Source organism: Tenacibaculum agarivorans, assembly GCF_001936575.1.
GTDB classification, from domain to species: domain Bacteria; phylum Bacteroidota; class Bacteroidia; order Flavobacteriales; family Flavobacteriaceae; genus Polaribacter; species Polaribacter agarivorans.
Genome location: NZ_MSMP01000046.1, coordinates 1 through 21,644, shown reverse-complemented (window position 1 = coordinate 21,644; position 21,644 = coordinate 1). Strand labels below are relative to the sequence as shown.

At 31.2% G+C, this 21,644-nt stretch carries 17 protein-coding genes; 15 read left to right on the top strand and 2 right to left on the bottom strand.

From position 1 onward, the window contains the following. Window positions 1-768: a tryptophan synthase subunit alpha gene (gene trpA / locus BVC87_RS21145; protein WP_075344399.1), complete on the top strand. Its 768-nt coding sequence runs from the start codon at window positions 1-3 to the stop codon at window positions 766-768. Between the two features lie 186 nt (window positions 769-954). Here trpA and BVC87_RS21140 read toward each other — a convergent pair whose 3' ends face one another. Beyond that, a complete protein-coding gene (locus tag BVC87_RS21140; RefSeq protein WP_075344398.1) occupies window positions 955-1,608 on the bottom strand; it encodes a DsbA family oxidoreductase in 654 nt (217 codons plus the stop codon). A gap of 173 nt (window positions 1,609-1,781) precedes the next feature. On the opposite strand from BVC87_RS21140, the gene BVC87_RS21135 reads away from it, so the two are divergent. From BVC87_RS21135 to BVC87_RS21110, 6 genes are all read left to right on the top strand, one after another. Continuing rightward, window positions 1,782-2,540: an SDR family NAD(P)-dependent oxidoreductase gene (locus tag BVC87_RS21135; protein WP_075344397.1), complete on the top strand. Its 759-nt coding sequence runs from the start codon at window positions 1,782-1,784 to the stop codon at window positions 2,538-2,540. An 11-nt stretch (window positions 2,541-2,551) separates the two neighbouring features. Next, window positions 2,552-3,466 (top strand): helix-turn-helix domain-containing protein, encoded by a 915-nt coding sequence (locus BVC87_RS21130; protein ID WP_075344408.1) that lies wholly within the window; start codon window positions 2,552-2,554, stop codon window positions 3,464-3,466. A 73-nt stretch (window positions 3,467-3,539) separates the two neighbouring features. Further along, entirely contained in the window at window positions 3,540-4,088 is a 549-nt protein-coding gene (locus BVC87_RS21125) for a TlpA family protein disulfide reductase (RefSeq protein WP_143569869.1), read from the top strand. A gap of 18 nt (window positions 4,089-4,106) precedes the next feature. Further along, window positions 4,107-5,189 carry an SGNH/GDSL hydrolase family protein gene (locus tag BVC87_RS21120; protein ID WP_075344395.1) on the top strand — a complete coding sequence of 361 codons (1,083 nt, stop codon included), beginning with the start codon at window positions 4,107-4,109 and terminating at the stop codon, window positions 5,187-5,189. 245 nt (window positions 5,190-5,434) lie between these two features. Then, the gene (locus BVC87_RS21115; protein WP_083629684.1) at window positions 5,435-7,567 is read left to right on the top strand and encodes a T9SS type A sorting domain-containing protein; all 2,133 of its coding nucleotides are present in this window, start codon (window positions 5,435-5,437) and stop codon (window positions 7,565-7,567) included. Window positions 7,568-7,582: 15 nt separating this feature from the next. Beyond that, a complete protein-coding gene (locus tag BVC87_RS21110) occupies window positions 7,583-7,762 on the top strand; it encodes a hypothetical protein (RefSeq protein WP_075344393.1) in 180 nt (59 codons plus the stop codon). A gap of 154 nt (window positions 7,763-7,916) precedes the next feature. Here BVC87_RS21110 and BVC87_RS21105 read toward each other — a convergent pair whose 3' ends face one another. Further along, entirely contained in the window at window positions 7,917-8,780 is an 864-nt protein-coding gene (locus tag BVC87_RS21105; RefSeq protein ID WP_075344392.1) for an AraC family transcriptional regulator, read from the bottom strand. Window positions 8,781-9,024: 244 nt separating this feature from the next. On the opposite strand from BVC87_RS21105, the gene BVC87_RS21100 reads away from it, so the two are divergent. The 8 genes from BVC87_RS21100 to BVC87_RS21065 form a co-directional block, all read left to right on the top strand. Beyond that, on the top strand, window positions 9,025-12,096 hold the full coding sequence (locus BVC87_RS21100; RefSeq protein ID WP_075344391.1) for a SusC/RagA family TonB-linked outer membrane protein: 3,072 nt from the start codon (window positions 9,025-9,027) through the stop codon (window positions 12,094-12,096). Between the two features lie 11 nt (window positions 12,097-12,107). Continuing rightward, on the top strand, window positions 12,108-13,580 hold the full coding sequence (locus tag BVC87_RS21095; protein ID WP_075344390.1) for a RagB/SusD family nutrient uptake outer membrane protein: 1,473 nt from the start codon (window positions 12,108-12,110) through the stop codon (window positions 13,578-13,580). Window positions 13,581-13,605: 25 nt separating this feature from the next. Further along, on the top strand, window positions 13,606-14,565 hold the full coding sequence (locus BVC87_RS21090; protein WP_075344389.1) for a hypothetical protein: 960 nt from the start codon (window positions 13,606-13,608) through the stop codon (window positions 14,563-14,565). Window positions 14,566-14,578: 13 nt separating this feature from the next. Next, window positions 14,579-16,120, top strand: coding sequence for a glycoside hydrolase family 5 protein (locus BVC87_RS21085; RefSeq protein WP_083629682.1), 1,542 nt, complete (start codon window positions 14,579-14,581; stop codon window positions 16,118-16,120). 53 nt (window positions 16,121-16,173) lie between these two features. Further along, entirely contained in the window at window positions 16,174-17,217 is a 1,044-nt protein-coding gene (locus tag BVC87_RS21080) for a glycoside hydrolase family 130 protein (protein ID WP_075344387.1), read from the top strand. A gap of 1 nt (window position 17,218) precedes the next feature. Continuing rightward, a complete protein-coding gene (locus BVC87_RS21075; protein WP_075344386.1) occupies window positions 17,219-18,790 on the top strand; it encodes a hypothetical protein in 1,572 nt (523 codons plus the stop codon). A gap of 27 nt (window positions 18,791-18,817) precedes the next feature. Continuing rightward, window positions 18,818-20,413 carry a sodium:solute symporter family transporter gene (locus BVC87_RS21070; protein WP_075344385.1) on the top strand — a complete coding sequence of 532 codons (1,596 nt, stop codon included), beginning with the start codon at window positions 18,818-18,820 and terminating at the stop codon, window positions 20,411-20,413. Window positions 20,414-20,455: 42 nt separating this feature from the next. Beyond that, window positions 20,456-21,644: hypothetical protein (locus tag BVC87_RS21065; RefSeq protein ID WP_143569868.1), on the top strand; the 1,189-nt coding region annotated here is incomplete at its 3' end.

Sequence of the window (21,644 nt, the reverse complement as noted above, 5' to 3'; positions counted from 1 at the left end):
ATGAATTCAATTCAACAAATATTTCAAAAACAAGATCAGAATTTACTATCTATATTTTTTACAGCAGGTTTTCCTGAATTAAATCAGGCAGCAGAAATAATAGATAAACTAGGAAGAAGTGGAGTAGATTTTATTGAAGTGGGATTACCGTTTTCTGATCCATTAGCTGACGGTCCAACTATTCAACATAGTAGTACGATAGCGTTAAAAAATGGAATGAACCTAGATATTGTTTTTAAGCAATTAGAAGCAATTAAAGATACGAATACAACGCCATTAGTATTGATGGGGTATATAAATCAAATTATAAAATATGGTGAAGAAGCTTTTTGTCAGAAAGTAGTAGATTGTGGAATTGATACTTTGATCCTTCCAGATTTACCAATGGTAGAGTATGAAGAACATTATAGAGCTTTATTTAAAAAATATGGCTTAACCAATGTATTTTTAATAACTCCGCAAACTTCAGAAGAGCGTATTCGAAAAATAGATGAATTAACAGAATCATTTATTTATATGGTTGCTTCGTCAGCAATTACTGGAGCTAAAGGTGAAATTTCACAACAGCAAATAGAGTATTTTGAACGTATCAAATCTATGAATTTACAAAGTAAGTTAATTATTGGTTTTGGAATTTCAGATCATAAAACATTTTCAAAAGCATGTGAATACGGAAATGGAGCAATTATTGGTTCTGCATTTATAAAAAGTTTAGATCAAAAAGGAGTAGCTGGAATTGAAGGCTTTATTCAAACGATTAAAAGGTAAAAAATATGTAATCTTTAATTGGGTTCAGCATAAAGAACATTTATGACTACCAAATAGAGAAAATGGAAAATTAATCGATTCTCAAATAAAAATACCAGTAAAAATTAGTATATTTATGTAAGAATAGATTAATTAATGTCCTCTTGGTTAATCATATAGATGATTGATTAACCAAGAGGTTTTATTTTAAGCTGTTGAAGTTTCTGTAAACTGTTTCAAAATACTTTTAAATACTTCAATAGGTTGTGCACCTGTAACAGCTTCTTTTCTATTAAAAACAATAGTAGGTACAGATCTCACACCTAAATTTTGCCAATACTGTTTAGTGCTTTGTACTTCAAACCTTGCATCATCATTTGTTAAGTTAGCTAAAGCTTCTTCAGCATTTAAACCAACATCTAATAAAGCTTCTTTTAAAACCTCTCTTTTAGAAACATCTTTACGTTCACTAAAAAAAGCGGTGGTTAAACGCATTTTTAATTCGGTTTGTTTGTTAAATTTCTTTGCATACTCAAGTAGTACATGAGCATCAAATGTATTTACAATTCGCATCCCTTCAAAATAATCAAACTTGAAACCAACATTTGCCCCAGCTTCAGTTAATCTCTGTTTCGAAGCCTGTTGTTGTTCTTTGGTCGATCCGTATTTTTGAGTTAAGTGTTCTGTTAAATCTTGACCTTCAGCAGGCATATGAGGATTCAATTCAAATGGTTGCCATTCAATTTCTATTTGGTCTTCAATTTGCAATTCATCAATAGCCTTTTTTAAATGTTTGTAGCCAACAGTACACCATGGACAAACAACATCAGAAACGATATCTATTTTTAATGTATCTTTCATAAGTTAATTGTAATCAATAATTGTGTTCAATATTTTTTCATTTTGTAGGAATAATTAGAAAAATCTTACACTTATGTATACAATAATAGATATAAACAAGTAAATCTAAGATTTGGAAAAGTAGTTGTTAAGTCGAATACGCAATTTTGTAAGGTAATTTTAAAATAAAAACAATGTATTCAAAGACAGCAGTAATAACAGGAGGAAGTAGAGGTTTAGGTAGAGACATGGCGTTAAGTTTAGCTAAAAATGGTCATGATATTATTTTTTCATATCATACACAAAAAGAAAAAGCTCAATCAGTAATAGATGAAATTAAAAAATTAGGACAAAATGTAATAGCTTTTCCTTTTAATGCAAAAGAACTAGAAAGTGGAAAAGCGTTTATTAAAAACGTTACAGATCATTTAAATTCTAGTAAAGGGAGTCCTAATTTTGATTTTTTGATTAATAATGCAGGAACAGGTATTCATAACTTAATCTCAGATACTAGTGAAGTAGAATTTGATGAAATGCTAAATATTCATTTAAAGAGTGTTTACTTTTTAACACAAACAGCATTACCTTTTTTAAACAATTCAGGAAGAATAATTAATATTTCAAGTGGATTAACTCGTTTTAGTTTACCAGGAATGTCAGCTTATGCGATTATGAAATCAGGAGTAGAAACATTTACAAAATACTTAGCAAAAGAATTAGGCGGACGTCAAATAACTGCTAATGTAGTTGCTCCAGGAGCTATAGCTACAGATTTTGCTGGAGGTACTAATCGTGATAATCAAGAAAAGCGAAAAATTATAGAGAATTTAACAGCATTGGGAAGAGTTGGTGAAGCGCATGATATTGGAGGTGTTGTAGCCTTTTTATGTGCTGAAAACTCAGGATGGATAAATGGACAACGTATAGAGGTTTCAGGAGGAATGTTGGTATGAAACCTATTTTTATGAAAATTACAGATCATTTTAAAACGATAAAAAAGTATCATAAATTCGCAAACTTAAAAGCTCCAGAGCATCCTTTAATTAGTTTAATAGACTATACTAATATTCAATATCCAGAGCGTATTAAAGAAGTGAAATGGATACAAAATTATTATACTATAGGGTTAAAAAGAAACGTAGCATATAAGTTTTTTTATGGACAACAAGAGTACGATTTTGATGAAGGTTTAATGACTTTTATGGCTCCAAATCAGATGATGAGTCTGGCACAAAACCCTAATTTAAAAAGAAAACCAACAGGATGGCTCCTGTTGGTACATCCTGATTTTTTATGGGGTACACCATTAGCAAATAAAATAAATAACTATGATTTTTTTGGGTATGCTGTTAGTGAAGCCTTATTTCTTTCAGAAAAGGAGGAAGGTATAATAGTTTCTATATTACAGAATATTAGAGAAGAATATCAATCGAATATAGATAAGTTTAGTCAGAATATTATTATTTCCCAATTAGAATTATTATTGAACTATGCGGAACGATTTTATGAAAGACAATTTTTGACACGTAAAATTTCTAATAGTAAAATATTAGTTGAGTTAGAGAATGTACTAGCAGAATGTTTTAATCAAAATAATTTGATGAATGAAGGTTTACCAACAGTAGAATGGGTTGCAAATCAACTGCACCTTTCTCCTAATTATTTAACAGGAATACTCAAAAGTAGTACAGGATTAAATACACAGCAACATATTCACCATAAGCTCATAGAGAAAGCAAAAGAACAATTGTCAACAACTAATTTTACCATTAGTGAAATTGCCTATAATTTAGGATTTGAATACCCATCATCATTTACTAAACTGTTTAAAGCTAAAACAACTATGTCACCAATAGAATTTAGGAAAACTTTTAACTAGTTTTTTAATACTTTTAATGTTAGTTATTGTTAATTTTTGAGACTAAGTATTGAATATTTTAATCAATAGAAGTTTGAAAAAACATTTTACTGCATCCAATATTATTTTCGTAGCTGTCATTTTTTTGATGTTATATAAACCAACTAGAGTTTGGTTTATACGTCAAATATCATTCAGTCCTACGATAACTAAAGCTGAAGGAAGTCCACGAATTTTTAATTACGATTGGAATTTAAAAGGTTTGAATACAGATGATATTAATTTTTCTGAATTTAAAGGAAAAGTAATTTTCTTAAACTTTTGGGCAACTTGGTGCCCTCCTTGTATTGCAGAGTTACCTTATATACAAGAGTTTTATAATGATTATAAAGGTAAAGTTGAATTTGTATTTGTTACGAGTGATAATGTGGAGGAACTGAATAAATTCTTTAAGAAAACAGGATATGAATTTCCTGTATACCAGTCTTATTTAAATTTTCCAGAAGAATTACCTCCAGTAAATTCTATTCCTAGAACATTTATTATTGATTCACAAGGAAATATTAGAGCAGATAAATCTGGTTCAGCAGATTGGAACAGTACTAGTTTTAGAAATTCTATAGATAAATTATTGGACGAGTGATATCTTTGTTAAAAAAGAATGAACAAATATATCTTCATTATAATTTGTTTAGTAACTCTTGTTGGATGTACTAGAGTTAAGGAACAGGTAATTTTACATACAAATTCTGAAATAGAATATTGGGGAAGAATTAATTTTTCTGAAAGAGAAGGAGCGAAATTATATTGGTCAGGCACTTCAATTAAAATGAATTTTAAAGGAACTTCAGTAAAAGCATTACTGAAAGATAGTAAAGGAGATAACTATTATAATGTAATTATCGATAATGAGGTTACACAAATAATACGTCCTGATACCACTAAACAATATTATCAATTGGCCTCTAACTTACCTGAAGGTAAACATACTGTTGAGCTATTTAAAAGAACAGAATGGGATAGAGGAGTATCTACATTTTATGGTTTTAAAATTGATAAAGGAGGAAAAGCATTACCGAAGTCAAGTTCGAAAAAAAGAACAATAGAATTCTATGGAAACTCAATTACTGCAGGTTATGCTGTTGATGATATAGAGGATAGAGATAGACCAGATAGTATTTTTACAAATCATTATAAAAGTTACGCAGCAATTACAGCTAGACATTTTGATGCTAAATTTCATGCCATTTGTAAAAGTGGAATAGGAATAACGATAAGCTGGTTTCCATTAACAATGCCAGAATTATATGATAGACTAATTCCTGATCAACCAAATAGCAGATGGGATTTCTCTAAATATAAACCTGATGTTGTAGTTGTAAACTTATTTCAAAATGATTCATGGTTAGTTGATATGCTCAATAGAGAGGAGTTTAAAGCTATTTTTGGGAACAAACCTCCAGAAGACGATTATCTAATAACGTCTTATGAAAAATTCATAATCAAACTACGACAGCATTATCCTGAAACTTATATAATATGTATGCTTGGTAATATGGATGCTACTGAATTAGAATCAAAGTGGCCTGGTTTAGTAAGCAAAGCTGTAGCGAATTTAAAGGATGATAAAATATATACTCATTTTGTACCATATAAAAATACACCTAACCATCCTACAGAAAAAGAACAAAGAGAAATTGCTAAAAGCTTAATACATTTTATAGAGAATACTATTATTTGGTAATAAATAATTAAATCACTTATTGAATGCTATAGAAGTTAAAGTGTTAAACTCAGTAGTATTAATAATTATCAAAGCAGTCAATTTTTTTAGTTGATAGCATGTTAATGATATTTTTTTAACATCATTTAACGCGTTTTTATTGTGAATTCATCAAATGATCACCTTTTAGCATTATTTGGTTATTTTGAGTCTTTGGTTGAGATTATCTTTAAAGTCTTGTTAAAATATATAAAAATCAATAAAAAATGGTTGGTATAATTACACAGATTTTGAAAATAAACAATAAAAGGATTAAAAGTATTCTACTACTTGGGTGCTTTTTTGCTTCATGGGGAATGATTGGGCAAAATGCTGATCCAGTTACTAATTTAATGGTTACTGAAGGAGTAGCCAATCAATTTACAGCAACTTGGACTCCACCAGCTGGAGGAGACGCTGTAACAGGATACAATATGTTTATTCAGCCTCAAGGTGCATCTGGATTAACATACATTACCACAATTAGTGCTACCAGTACTAGTTATGTGTATTCAGGAAATCAAGGAGGAGTTAACATCGTAGATGGAGGAGTATATAGTATTACAATTCAAACACTACCTGATAATGACGGAAATAATTACGTTGGTGTTGCTGAGTTTTCATTAAATACACCAGATCCCTCAGCTCCAACAGGTTTAACTATTACAGATGGAAATAATCCTAATGAGTTTATCTTATCTTGGGATGCTGATGCTTCCGCTTTTGGAGGATTCAATGTGTTTTTAAATGGAGGATCAAGTTATATAGCTACTGTTAGCCCTGGTGTAAATAGTTTTACTTTTACTGCTGCTAATGGAATTACTGACGGATCAACATATAATCCAGCTGTACAGGCATTACCAGATGGAGATAATAGTGCTTATGCTAATATTAACACTCCTGCAATAAATTCGTACAATTGGACTGGTGGAACTAGTACTGATTGGAATACTGCAAGCAATTGGGATAGAAATGCTGTGCCGAATTCATCAGTACTTACTGTAAATATTCCTTCAGTAGCAACAAATTTCCCAACTGCTTCTACAGCAATTACGGTAAAAGATCTAGTAATTAATTCAGGAGCTAGTTTTATTCCACAAGCTAGTGTAACAGGTACAATTAATTATAAACGAGAGTTAACTTCTAATTGGCATTTAATAGCATCACCTGTTTTTTCAGAAACAAAACAAGATATTATTTCTAATCATGTGTTAGCTACTGGAACTGGTAGTAATATTGGTTTGGCACCTTATGATAATACAGTGGCAAGTCCTTGGCAATATGAAACTTCATCATCTATGGGAGATTTGACTGCTGGTTTAGGGTATTCAATAAAGTTGGCTTCAGCAGGAGAAGTAATGTTTTCAGGAACTCCTAATGGAAATGTGAATTTACCAGTTTCAGTAGGTATGAGTGCATTTAACCTAATAGGTAATCCATATACTTCTTATATAGATTTAGCTACTTTTTTAACCGCAAACTCAAGTAAACTTTCTGAACAAACTGCATGGTTTTGGGATGGGACTCAGTACCTAACATATAATTCTGGAAGTTCTATTAACATTGCTCCTGGTCAAGGATTCTTTGTGTCAGCTAGTGGATCTGATAATGTGAGTTTTTCAACGGGAGATCAAATGCATAAAACTTCAGATACATTTTTAAGGCAAGTACCCATTCCATCTTTTGAGTTGTTTGTTGAAAATGAAAGGGTTGTGAGATCGACTAAAGTTAGCTATGTAAATGGTAAAACTACTGGTTTTGATAACGGATATGATTCTAAAATGTTTGATGGTGTTACACAAGATTTTGGGATTTATACAGAGTTGTTATCAGAAAATATAGGTAAAAAACTAGCGATACAAACATTACCTAATGAAAATATAGAAGGTTTGGTAGTACCAGTTGGTTTAATTTCTGAGGAAGGTAAAGAAATTACCTTATCTGTAAAGACTGAGAATTTATCATCTGATCTTGATCTTTACCTAGAAGATAGAGAGAATAATAAAATTATAAACCTAACTAAACAAAATTATACTACCGTAATAAAACGAAAAACAAATAACATAGGACAATTTTATATTCATGCCAGTTCAAAAAAATTAACAGCTAATGACTTAGTAGATCAAACTGAAGAAGTAGTTAACTTCTATAAATCAAATAGAAATGAATTAACAATTACGGGGGTTCAAACTAAAGCAAAGGTTTATGTATATAATATTTTAGGTAAAATGTTGATTACAAATCAACTTAATGGAGTTGGAACAAGCACTATTGATTTATCTGAATTATCTACAGGAATATATATAGTAACATTAAGTTCTACTACGGGAGATTTAACCAAAAAGATCATTCTAGAATAACAAATTTCCAATATCATGAAAGAAAATATAAAAAATACACAGCAAAATAAAAAAGCAATAAATCGTAAAGAAGCTTTAAAAAAGATAGGAAATTACGGTAAGTATACAGCATTAACAGCATTAGGTACTTATTTAATCTTAAACGCTAAAAAAGCACAAGCAGCTAGTCCTGAACCACCAGGAGGAGGGTTTTAAACTAAGCGCATATTGCGCTAGAAATAATAAGTTTTGTTATAGTAAAAAGGCTGTCTAAAAAATAAAGACAGTCTTTTTTATTGATGTATATAAAGTACTGTATTAAGGCAGAAATAAAAATGAGGATATTTTCTTCCCAAATAGTAAATAAAAATTAAGAGAGGGAATTCTCTTTAATGTAGTTCAATTTAAATTCTTTTGGAGACATATTTTGTTTTTTCTTGAAAGCTCTATTAAAACTAGATATAGAATTAAAGCCAGCAGCGTAAGAAATTTCATTAATAGACATATTTGTCTCTGTTAACAATCTAATAACGACCCCTAATCTGTAATCCTGTAGATAACTACTAAAACTTTGATTAGTCCTTTTTTTAAAGTAATGGCTAAAAGCAGAATCAGACATACTTACCATAGAGGCCATTTGAGATAATTTAATGTTTTGTTGATAGTTTTCTTTAATGTAATTAATAATTTTAGAAATTCTTCTACTTTCCCATTTTTGATTGTAATTAACACTATGTGCACTACTCAAAACTTTTTTATCTTCTGAAATGGATAAAAGATGTAAAATTTCTAAGAAAATTAATAGAGAAGCAAAACTATTTACTTCTTCTATGGTTTCTATTTTAGCTATTATTAAATCTCTAGTAGGATTTCCAAAAAAAATTCCTCTTTTAGAAAGCTCTAGCATGTCCTTAATATCTTTAGAAACATTGTAATTTAATAATTCAGAATTTAAAAGTCTTTCTTGAAACTGTATTGTAATAACACGGGTATTAGGCATCTTCCTATCTGGAATCCATAAATGTTTCAATTCAGGACCTAATAAAACCATATCAATAGTATCACATCGTTCAATAGAATCACCAACAGTTCTTTTTCCTTGGAAATTAATAACTAAATTTAGTTCATATTCATTATGAAAATGTAGGGGATAATCAAAATTAGCATTTTCATGTTTTAAAAGTATAAAAGGCTGATCAGATTTGATCGGTGTAATTTCTTTGATAGACTTCATTAAACGAAATAATAATTTTCTATTAAAATTAAATTAAACAAGATGGCTACCAAATATAAAGAAAACAAAAGAACTGTAATTTGGTAACTTTTTAATTTTTACATTTTAAAGATGTGTAATTATTAAAAAAAGAGCTAAAAAAAATGAATAATTCAAAAAACGCATAATATTGAACAGCATATAACTATTGTTGAAAGCTGTTCTTATCTAATTTTGAAGAGATGTTAATTTTAATTTTTATTTAATGAATAAAAAGAAAATATATTTTTTAACTATTTTATTAATAGTACTGTTTATTAATAATTTAACGGGGCAAATAAAAATTACAGGAGTAGTACTAGATGAATACTTAGAACCTTTACCAGGTGCGTCTATTTTAGAATTAGCCACGCTTAATGGTGTAGAAACAGATTTTGATGGAAAGTTTGAAATAACAGTAAGAGATGAAAACAGTAGTTTAAGAATTAGTTTTGTAGGTTACTTTGAGAAAATTCTTAAGATAGGAGCTGAAAGAGAGTTTAATGTCATTTTAAAAGAAAATGTTAGTCAATTAGAAGAAGTTGTAATTATTGGTTATCAAGCGGTAAAAAAGAGTGATGTAACTGGGGCAGTTAGTAAAATTAAAACTGAAGATCTTTCGGAAATACCTTCAAACTCTGTAGAAGAGTTATTAGTAGGTAGAGTTTCAGGATTAGTGATAGGTAATCCTTCAGATGATCCTGGAGCAGGCTTAAATGTAAGAATTAGAGGTGCAAGCTCATTTACCGCAACCTCACCGCTTATTGTTGTTGATGGATTTCCTTTAGGAACAGCAGGAAATTTAAAGCAAATAAATCCAGCAGATATTGTTTCTGTAGAAGTCTTAAAAGATGCTTCAGCAGCTTCAATTTATGGTTCTAGAGGAGCAAATGGAGTAATTTTAGTAACTACCAGAAGAGGTAAGGAAGGAAAACCAACGATTCAGGTTACAGCAAATACAAGTTTTAATACGTTTGCTTCAGAATTTGATATTTATAAAAACCCATCGAATCTAGCAGTATTAACAGATGAAGGAAGAGTTAATGGGGGATTAACTCCACTTTACATTGGTGCCAATGATATTAATGGAGTATACTATCCTTCAATAGCAGAAATAAGAAATGGATATCCAACTACAGATTATATAGATTATGTGTTTAGAACTCCAATTAATAGCAATTATAATATAAGTGCACATGGAGGTACAGATAAAACAAAATATAACTTTGGATTAAATTACAACACTCAAAATGGAGTAGTTAGAAACAACGATTTAGAAAAAATAACAGTTAGTTTCGGACTAGAACAAGAGTTAGTAGAAAAACTGAAACTATCTACTAATTTAAATTTCTCTAGAGGTAATAGGGATGATAATGGAGGTATTTCTTTTAATAGAAACATATTTTTTCCATTGTATAATGAAGACGGGAGCTTTTTTAAGTTTAATGAAAACGATTTTTTTAATCCAGCTGCTTTAACAGAATTACGTATAAATAATTCTGAAACATTGGATTTAATTTCTTCATCTATTTTGCAATGGCAAATAACTAATGACCTTAAATTTAAATCACAATTCAACTACAGTTTAGGATCTTCAATTCAAGAAAGATATTTTCCAAAAGTATATACACAATTAGGAAATGAAGGTAATGGAGTTGGTTTTATTGATAACTTTCAGAGTCAAAGAGTGGTAGCAGACGCTTACTTTACATACAATAAATTACTAGCTGAAAAACATGATGTTACATTGGTAGCAGGATATTCTAGTGAATACTTTGAAGAAAAAACATCTCAATTAAGAGGGCAAGACTTTGTAAATGAAATATTAGGAGCGGGTAATTTAAGCCTAGGAAAAGAGCAACGAGTTTCTAATAACTTTAGAAGTACAGTATTATCATCTGTATTTACTCGATTGAATTATGCTTTTGATGATAGATTTCTGTTAACATTTACTTCTAGACTTGATGGATCATCAAACTTTGGTAAAAACAACCGTTTTGCATATTTCCCTTCGGGAGCTTTGAGTTGGAAAATGCAAAATGAAGAATTTATGGAGGATAGTAGAGAAATTGTTAATGAACTAAAACCAAGAGTGAGTTATGGAGTTGTAGGTAATCAGGCAATTGCGGCATTTCAAACGTTAAATAGATTAGGAGAAGCTAGATATTTTGTAGATGGAGGGTTTGTTACTACAATTGGACCTGGAGTTCCTATTAATGAAGGGATTTTTACCGTATTTAATGGAATCGGTAATCCTGATTTAAAATGGGAAACAACAACGGTGTTAAATGCTGGTCTTGACTTTACAGGATTCAAACGTCGACTAAGCTTCAATTTTGACTATTATATTAAAAAAACAGAAGATCTATTAGTGCAAAGTAATTTACCACCTACTGCTGGTTTTGATACGATACTAATTAATGGAGGAGAAATCGAAAATAAAGGGTTTGAAGCTAGTATTAATTATGATTTTATTAAAAAGGTTGATTTTAATGTTTCTGCAGGATTAATCTTTAATAGAAATAGAAATCAAGTAATAAGCTTAGGACCAGTAGGTAAAGTTTCTGTATTAAGTGATGATTTTGGTAATCAATTCGATTTTAGAGGAGTAAATTATAGAGATCAGTTTAGATCAAGAATTAATGCATCTGTAATTGGTCAACCTTTAAATGTGTTTTATGGAGCTAGAGTAATTGGAATTGTTCAGTCTGAAGCAGAAGGGTTAGCTGCAGGTTTAGAAGGAGCCGCTGCACAGCCTGGTGAATTTTTATATGAAGATCTTAATAAAGACGGAGTTTTAGATCCATTTGGAAAAGATAGAACCATAATAGGAGATCCAAATCCTGATTTTACAGCAAGTTTCACGCTAGATGTATCATATAAAAACTGGGATTTATCAGCACTATTCAATGGATCTTTCGGAGGAGATGTTGTCAATATAAACAGATTTGCAGCTAGTAATGGTGGTGGACAAGTAAGTAGTTTATTGCAAAGATGGACACCTGATAACAGAACAGAATTGTATCCTTCATTAAGAGATAATAGAAATGTAGCATTTTCTGACTGGTGGATAGAAGATGGTTCATTTGTTAGATTACAAAATCTAAGAATAGGCTATAACTTTACAAATGAGGATATAAAGTATTTTAAAAATGCTAGAATTTATTTTAGTGGTGATAACCTATTTAGTTTGACTAACTATTCTGGGTTAGATCCTGAAGTAGATGTAGCTGGAGTAGATTTAAATAGAGTACCTAGATTACGTAGAATGACTTTAGGATTAGAATTCACTTTTTAAAGAGAGATAATATGAAAAATATATATATACTATTACTATCATTTGCCCTCATAACTTCATGTTCTTTAGATCAAGAACCTGAAACTTTTATAACCGATGATGCTTTTTACTTATCGGAGTCAGATGCTAACGCAGCAGTATTACATGCATACCAAACAATGACTTTTTTGGATTATTTAAGACCTTACATGAATATTCCTACAACAGCGTCTGAAGAAGCATTCCCAAAAGAAGGAGAAGGATTAAATATAGATCAGTTTGATGAATTTAATGTGGATGATAGAAACCAGAATTTAGAACAATTTTTTAGATTAACCTATGTAGGTTTAAACCGAGCTAATACTGTAATAGAAAAAATAGATAATATAGATTTTGAGGCTAGTACTAGAAACAAGTTTAAAGGAGAAGCTTTGTTTTTAAGGTCTTGGCATCATTTTATGTTAGTACGTTTATTCGGAGAGGTACCTGTACAAGAAAAGGCAATAGATGAACTATCTGAAGTATTTGGAGCACAAAATTCTTCTATAGAAGACGTTTACAAAGTAATAGTCAGAGATCTAAAAGAAGCTGTTTCATTATTACAAGTAGAAAGAAGTGGAGGTAGAGCAGATAAAGTGGCAGCGCAATCATTATTAGCAAAAGTATATTTAACCATGGCTTCTGCTAAAGATTATTCAAGTCCAGGTTATGACTGGGTTTCAAGTGCAGATACATATTATAATTTAGCATCAGAAATGGCATCATTAGTAATTAATGGACAATCAGAATATACTTTTGATGATGATTTGCAACATATTTTTGATGTATCTACACCAGAAGCATTTAATGGACCAGAGCACATTTTCTTTATACCGCAAGATAGAAATGGTTTAGTAGAAGGTGAGTTTTCTAAATTATCAAGATTTTTCATCCCTGCAAATGCACCAACTACATCTTTTACAAAAGATGGAATAAAACTACATGGAGGATTTGGTGTATATGTAGCGGAACTATCATTTATAAATTCTTTTGATTTAAATGATAAAAGAAAAAAAGACTTAATAATTGATGAGTTATTCAATGAAAGCGGCACCCAACTTTGGGTGCCTACAGGTGGCGAATCTCAACCGTTTACAGCAAAATATTTAGACCCTAATTTTATAGGGGATAATACAAGTACACATCCTTATTTAATTAGATATACCGATGTGTTACTGATGTATGCTGAAGCTCAAGGCCCTACAGCTATGGGGTATGAAGCTATTAATAAAGTACGAGCAAGAGCAGAATTATTACCGTTAACACCTGGATTAAGTGAAAGAGACTTTAGAGAAAAAGTATTGGAAGAACGTGCTTTTGAATTAGCTTTTGAAGGTCATAGGTTTTATGATTTAAGGAGAACAAATAAAATTGAATCAGTTCTTAATGGTATTTACGGGAAATCATTGTCTACAGGTCAATATTTCTTTCCAATACCTGCTATCGAAAATGAACTAAATAATTAATGTTTAACACGTAAAGAAAGGAATCATGAAAAATCTTTTTGTAAAATTAAGAACTATCTCTTTACTAACAGTGGTGCTATTAATCGTTACCTCATGTCAGAGAGATCCATTAGATGGTATAGTAAGTAATGATAGACAAGTTTTGTCTTTTTCTTTGCCAGGAGTTCAACAAGTTGGACCAGCAAACATTACTTCAATAGGTAATGATGAAGGAATTATTGATGTTTTTATCATAATGAATGGTTTAGATGTAAGTAACTTAAAACCTTCATTTGAAATATCTGAAAAAGCAACAGCTATACCTCAATCAGGAGAAACTGTAGATTTTACTTCAGAAGGAAATTCTTTTGTATATACAGTAGTTTCAGAATCTGGAGAAGAGAGAAGGTGGAGAGTTAATTTAAAACCTTTTGTGTCTGAGATAGATGGAGACTGGATTGTGAAAAGTTTATTGTTTGATTGGCAAATAGGAATTAGACAAGATTGGGGGTGGGGAGTTTTTGGAGCTTATGATGTAGCTACCAATTCTTATGATCCTGCAAATTATACACCAGAAGTATTGTCTAAAGATTTTCCTAATGCAGCATTAGAAGAAGATAATGAACTGAATTTAACTACCACTTTAGTAAATGAAAGTGGTAATCCAGAAGGAACTTTTGATTTTAAACCAGGAGATGATGGTGAATATGCATCCTTTATTTTAGCTTCTGATCATAATGGAAATCCAAGGAGCTATACAGATAGATTTAGGAAAATGCACATAGGTAAAGGTGTTTGGGAATATAATATCTCAGGTAAAAGATTAACCTTATGGCAAGGAAACAAAAGCGGGAAAAAAGTTGATGCTACTGTAACTATTGATAGTGATGGTAACATAAGCTTATCTTTTGATAATTGGATTGACGAATTTACATGGGATCATTTTGATGCCGAATCACACATTCAAAATTCGTATACACTTTACTACAATTTCAACTTAAAATAATTTACAACATCATATGAAAAATATAATGAATGAAATTACTTCTAAGAAAGTAATGATTTTAGCAGTCTTACTAATGGTTTTTACTGCAACAATTACAAGTTGTAATGAAAAAGATTATGGAGACAAAAGAGATATAACAGATAATGAAATTATTGTACGAACTTCTCAAGTAATTAATGATAATTATATAGGAAATGGAGTACAGTGGGATCCATATCCACAAGCATATAAATATTGGGGAGAACCAATTAGTGATCAGGATTGGGATAAATTATATAAGCGCCTAGATTTTATGAAACCAAATCTAGTACGAGTGGTATATGGATCTTTTGATAAATATGCTTCAGATGATGTAGATGGGTATGATCAAGATAAATTTATAGAAGGACTATTAAAAATTTTACAATACTGTCAAGACAATCAAATTTCAGTTTTACTAGGTGACTGGGGATTTAACCAAGTTAGTTTCAATGAAAATAAAATTTTTGAAAATCGCTTAGACAATGCAGTACAGTATTTAGATTACTTAGTAACTACTAAAGGTTTTTCTTGTATTAAATATTACACAACTATTAATGAACCAAACCTAGGAGGTTCTGCATCAAATGGTAATTATGATTTATGGAGAGATGCAACGTTATACTTCCATAATAAAATGAAAGAAATAGGCTTAGATACTAAAGTAAAATTAGCAGGTCCAGATGTTGCTGTTTTTAATAATTCCGATATCGATTGGATCTCTAGATCATCTAATGACTTTGGAGATAAATTAGGAATCTATGAAGTGCATACTTACCCACCTAAAGGGGTAATGTTTAGTAATGAATATGAAGATTTATTATCTAGAATGAAAGAAAGGGTACCAGCAGGATACCAAATTATTATTGGAGAGTTTGGTTATAAGTATGATACTGGAGACTCTAATATTGATCAAGTTTTAGCGAGTCAAAATTCAAATAAAATTAACTCAGATCCTAATATTGCTGATGATTCAAACACATTGGTGAATGAATATTTTCATGGAGTAGATTTAGTAGGTCTAACAATGAAAATTGTAAATGCAGGGTATTCAGGCGGAGTAAATTGGGGCTTAGATGATGCAATGCATAGTGGAACCACTACAGGAACTGACCTTAAAGTATGGGGGTTCTGGAATATTTTAGGAGAAGAATTACAAAGTAAACCAGAAAGTGAAAATTTAAGACCTCATTTCTATTCTTTCTCATTATTGTGTAGATACATGCAGAAAGGAAGTAAAGTTTTTAAAGTAGAAGTACCTAGCAAAATAGGATTAGATGTAATAGCTGTTGAAAAAGATGGAAAATATATGATCGCTATTAGTAATATGTATTCAGCAGATTATGAATTATCATTATCTATAGAAAATTTAGAACAATTAACAGGAGTTAAAAAGTTTGTATACAAAGAAGAAGGAAGAAAATATGATGCTGACGGATACCCAGCGCCTGAAGAAGAGAACCTAACAATCAATTCTGGCGATAAATTAACTATTGCAGGAGAAACATTTACAGTACTCACAAACTTTGACTTTTAATTAAAAAATAAGACAACAAATAAAATACAGTAACGAGAAAATACGTGTACAGAATGAACAATACTATTGAAAAAAAAGTAGACACTTTACGCTTAAAAAAACATGAAAAGAACCCAATTTTTAGTCCTAATCCAAAAAACCAATGGGAAAATATTGTAGTATGTAATCCAGGAGTTTGGTATGAAGACGGGAAGTTTTCAATGTTGTACAGAGCAGCTGGGGATGATGAAGAACATTATATAAGATTTGGTTTAGCAGAAAGTACAGATGGTATAAACTTTACAAGAGTTTCAGACCAGCCAGTTTTTTCACCTAGTATTGATGGTCCAGATATGGGAGGAGTAGAAGACCCTAGAATAGCAAAATTTGGAGATGAATTTTACATTACGTATGCTTACAGACCTTTCCCTCCAGGACAATATTGGAAATTTGCGCATGATGTAATCTTATTGCCAGAATCAGGAGAAGATACTCCTAAAGTATATAAAGAAAATGTAGCAAATTCTGGTTTAGCAATCTCAAAAGATTTAAAAACATTCAAAAGATTAGGACGTATCACTTCATCAAACTTAGATGATAGAGATGTAATTCTTTTTCCTGAAAAAATCAATGGGAAATTTGCTATGCTCCACAGACCTAAAGAATGGATTGGAGAAAAATATGGAACCAATAGACCAGCTATATGGATTCGCTTTTCAGATGACTTAATGGTTTGGGAAGAAGAGAGTACCTTATTAATAGCTGGCATTGATGGTACTTGGGAAGAAAAAGTAGGAGGAAGTACACCGCCTTTAAAAACTAAAGATGGATGGTTAATCATTTATCATGGTGTTGAAAATGGAGGATTAGGGTATTATAGAGCAGGAGCGGCATTATTAGATTTAGAAGATCCAACAAAGGTAATTGGAAGATTAGAAAATTGGATAATGGAACCTGAACACGATTATGAAATTGAAGGGTATTATAAAGGATGCGTATTTCCAACTGGTAATGTAATCATAGATGATACATTATATGTGTATTACGGAGCAGCTGATAAGTATATTGGATTAGCAACTTGTAATGTAAATGATTTATTAGCAGAATTAAAAAAGTAAAATGAACAAATTCATCGCATTAGTTTTATTAGTCGGTTTAACTTTTTTCTTGAACAGTTGTGCCAATGTTAACAAACAAGAAAAAATAGATGTAAACATTACATTTAATAAATCTAATAAATTGAATTTTCCTTTTATCGGTCATGGGGTACAGTGGTCAGCTTATCCCCATGCCGATTCTGAAAATGCTGATTGGGGTTTTTTGATGACAGATGAGAAGTGGAATAAATTGTACAAAAGAGTAGATTTTGTTAATCCTCATATCATCAGAGTAATGGATGTAGCAAGTTGGCGGTATTTTAAAGGATTAGATAAAGAGAATCAACCAATTGTAAACTTCGATACTCAAGAAATAAAAAGTCTATGTAAGTTATTAGACTATTGTCAAAAAAATAACATTATAGTTCTTTTTGGAGAATGGGGAGCACCAGGATTTTGGGAGGTAAAAGATAAAAAACCTAATGATATTGTAAAAGCTAATGATGATAGATGGATAGATATGATAACACAATATCTTGATTATCTAATCATAAAAAAAGGATACACTTGTATTAAATATTACAACCTTGTCAATGAACCTAATGGATATTGGGCTTCAACTGATGGAAATTGGGAAGAATGGAAAGAAGGGTATCAAAAATTAAACACAGCATTCATAAAAAAAGGTTTAGATAAATACGTAACATTATCAGGCCCAGATGCAGTTACCCAATGGGATCACCCGAAGCATCCTAAAAAAGCTCATGACTGGGTGTATTCAACAGTAGAGGATTTAGATAGTATAACAGGTTTATATGATTTTCATATTTATGCAGATCAAAACTTGATACGAACAGGAAACTTTATTCCATATTTAAAACCTTTTTCAACAGCAATTAACAAAACAAAAAAGCCATTTGTTTTGGGAGAATTGGGGATGAAATATAGTGGTGCTTTAAGAGAAGAAAATAAGAAAAGAGGAGAAAAGGATCCTTATGCTGGTCCAGACGATTCATCGATGTTTGTCTATGACTACTTTTATGGTGTAGATATGGCCGATGCAGCGATACAAAGTATGTTAGCTGGTGTTGGAGGTGCCATTGCTTGGGATCTAGATGATGCTATGCATACGGTGGGCGATTTAGGAGAAAAAAATCAACTGAAAAAATGGGGAATGTGGAATATTTTAGCTGAAGAGTTTGGCGATTTAGAAGTGGACAAAAAACCAAGACCGTGGTCTTATACTTGGACATTGTTATGTAATTTATTCCCTCCTAAATCAGATATTTTTCAACCAAAATATTCTTCAAAGAACGATAGTATACGAGCAGTCGCATCTGTTCATGAAGGTGATTTTACAACAGCTATTGTAAATCAATCTAAAAAGTCCAAGGTTTTTCAATTAAAAACAGATGAGATTCCTAGTACAAAGCAACTGTATTTGTATGAATATTCAAAAGAAAATAGACCTACAAACTCAGAAGGTTTTCCCGTAGCTACCAGAAAAATAGAAAAAGATTTAAGTAGAGAAAATGTAATAATCGAAGTCAAAGGAGAGAGTATTATTTTTCTCAGTACAATTTTAATCCAATAAGATAACTTTTAAGGTTATACACATATAATGAAATATAATTTAGAGCTTACAGATATACTAGTATTAGTATTATACTTTGTTTTTATTGTTTGGTTTGGTATACGTTCTTCTAAAAAAGGAAGTAATTCAACCAAAGATTATTTTTTAGCGGGAAGAAACATGACCTGGCCAGTAATAGGATTCTCATTATTTGCAGCGAGCATTTCTAGTACTACATTAATAGGTAAAAGTGGAGATGCTTACTCTACTGGAATTGCAGTTTTTAATTATGACTTAATTTCAGTGTTGGTAATGGTATTTTTTGCCATGTTTTTTCTCCCGTTTTATATAAAATCAGGAATATTTACAATACCAGAGTTTTTACAAAAAAGATTTGATAAAAGATCACGATACTACTTTTCTTTTATCACGCTAATGGGATCTACATTTTTAGATGCAGCAGGAGCTTTATATGCAGCTTCTTTGTTAATGAAACTTGTTTTTCCTTCTATGACAATTGTAGAGCTCTCTGTAATATTTGCAGTTATTGTAGCAGCTTATACCATACCAGGAGGATTATCTGCTGCAATTAAAGTAGATCTAATTCAAGGAATACTATTACTTGTAGGCACATTTATACTTACTTATTTAGCGATGGAAAATGGAGGGATAGCACATTTAAAAAACCTTCTTTTAGAAGGGGATATGATGATGAAGCTAATTAGACCACTAAACGATGAGTCTGTACCTTGGTTAGGGTTAATAGTAGGAATCCCAATTTTAGGCTTTTATTTCTGGGGAAATAATCAAGTATTAGTGCAACGTGTGCTAACCGCAAAATCAATAGATCATGGCCGTAAAGGAATTTTATTAGTTGGTTTTTTCACAGTATTGATACTCTTTATAATCATTTTTCCAGCAGTAGTAGGGAAGCATTTATATCCTGATTTACCAAAGAATGATATGATATATCCTAAACTAGTCATAGAATTAATGCCAGTAGGTTTATTAGGATTAATGTTAGCTGCGATGGTCGCAGCGTTAACATCTTCATTAAGTGCACTATTAAGTTCAGTAGCTACATTGTTCACCATGGATTTTTATGTACAGTTTAAAAAAGAAGCATCTCAAAAAGAACAAGTATATGTAGGTAAAATAGTTTCGGTAGTTGTATTGGTTTTAGCTGTGTTATGGGTGCCGTTTGTTTCTAAATTTGATTCACTATTAAAGTACTACCAAGAAATGCTAAGTTATATTGCTCCACCAGTAGTGGCAGTTTTCTTTTTGGGAGTATTTTGGAAAAGAATAAACAAGCATGGTGCCTTTTGGGGATTAATGGGAGGTGCTTTTGCTGCAGTGTTAACAATATTTTTAAGAGTTGCTTTTGGAGTTGAATTATTAGGAGACATTCATTTCTTATTGAAAGTTCCTTTCTATTTTGTGTTTAGTTCGGTTATCATCATTTTGGTAAGCCTTTTTACGGCACCAGATGATCAAGAAGCAATTAAAGATTTTATTTGGACTAGAAAAATTTATGATCAAGAAACATTAGAGTTAAAAGGTGTTCCTTTTTATAAGAACTTTAGATTTTGGTCTCTTGCATTAGTTGTGTTTTGCTTTTTGGTATTATTCTTATACCAGTAAAGTTAAAAGCATAAAAGTATAAATATAAAAACAGGTTAGAGTATGAACAAAAAATTACAATTAGTGATGTTGCTATTTGCAACAGTAGGAATTTTAGCACAAACTACAGTAGTAGATTTTGAAGATTCATCTACATTTACTATTGGAGGATGGGAAGGAGTAGCAGAGGTGGTAACTAATCCGAATTCAGCCGGTATTAATACATCAGCAAATGTGGCTAAGTATACAACACCTGCTAATAAAGCATGGGCTAATGGTGTTTCAGTAATACTAAACTCATCAATTAGTTATACTGATATTAGAAGCTTAGATTTTAGTGTAATAGCACCATCTGCAAGTCAAATATATGTGAAATTAGAAAACGAAGCTATTACTGGAGAAACGCAACCAGAAGCTTATGTAACTCCTACTACGGCAAGTAATGATTGGCAATTATTAACGGCTAATTTCTCTGAAATAACAGATGCTACAGAAGCGGCATCAGCAACTTTTGATAAGATCTTTATCATATTTAATCCTAATGATACTACTGGAGGAGAAGAGTGGCATTTTGACGAAATGAAATTGAATACTGTAACAGATCCTCTTGCACCTACAGGTTTAATGATTTCTGAAGCAACAGATGAATTTACTTTAAGTTGGAACGATGATCCGTTAGCAACAGATGGATTTAATGTTTTTATAAGTGAAGGCACAGGATCAGCACAATACATAACCACATTAGCTGCAGGATCTACATCATACACATATACAGGAACTGTTGCAGGAGTTACTATAGCTGGTAGTAATACGTATACAGCTACAGTTCAAGCTTTACCAGATGCAGATAATAATGCATATGCTAATTCTGGTTCTTTTGTACTAAATGAAGTAGAACCTTCTGCTCCTACAGGTTTAATGATATCAGAAGCAACGAATGAATTTACTTTAACTTGGGATAATGATCCTCAAGCAACAGGTGGGTTTAATGTTTTTATAAGTGAAGGCACAGGATCAGCACAATATATAACCACATTAGCTGCAGGATCGACATCATATACATATACAGGAACAGTTGGAGGTATTACAATTACAGATGGAGGTACATATACGGCTACAGTTCAAGCCTTACCTGATGCAGATAATAATGCATATGCTAATTCTGGTTCTTTTGTACTAAATGAAGTAGAACCTTCTGCTCCTACAGGTTTAATGATATCAGAAGCAACGAATGAATTTACCTTAACTTGGG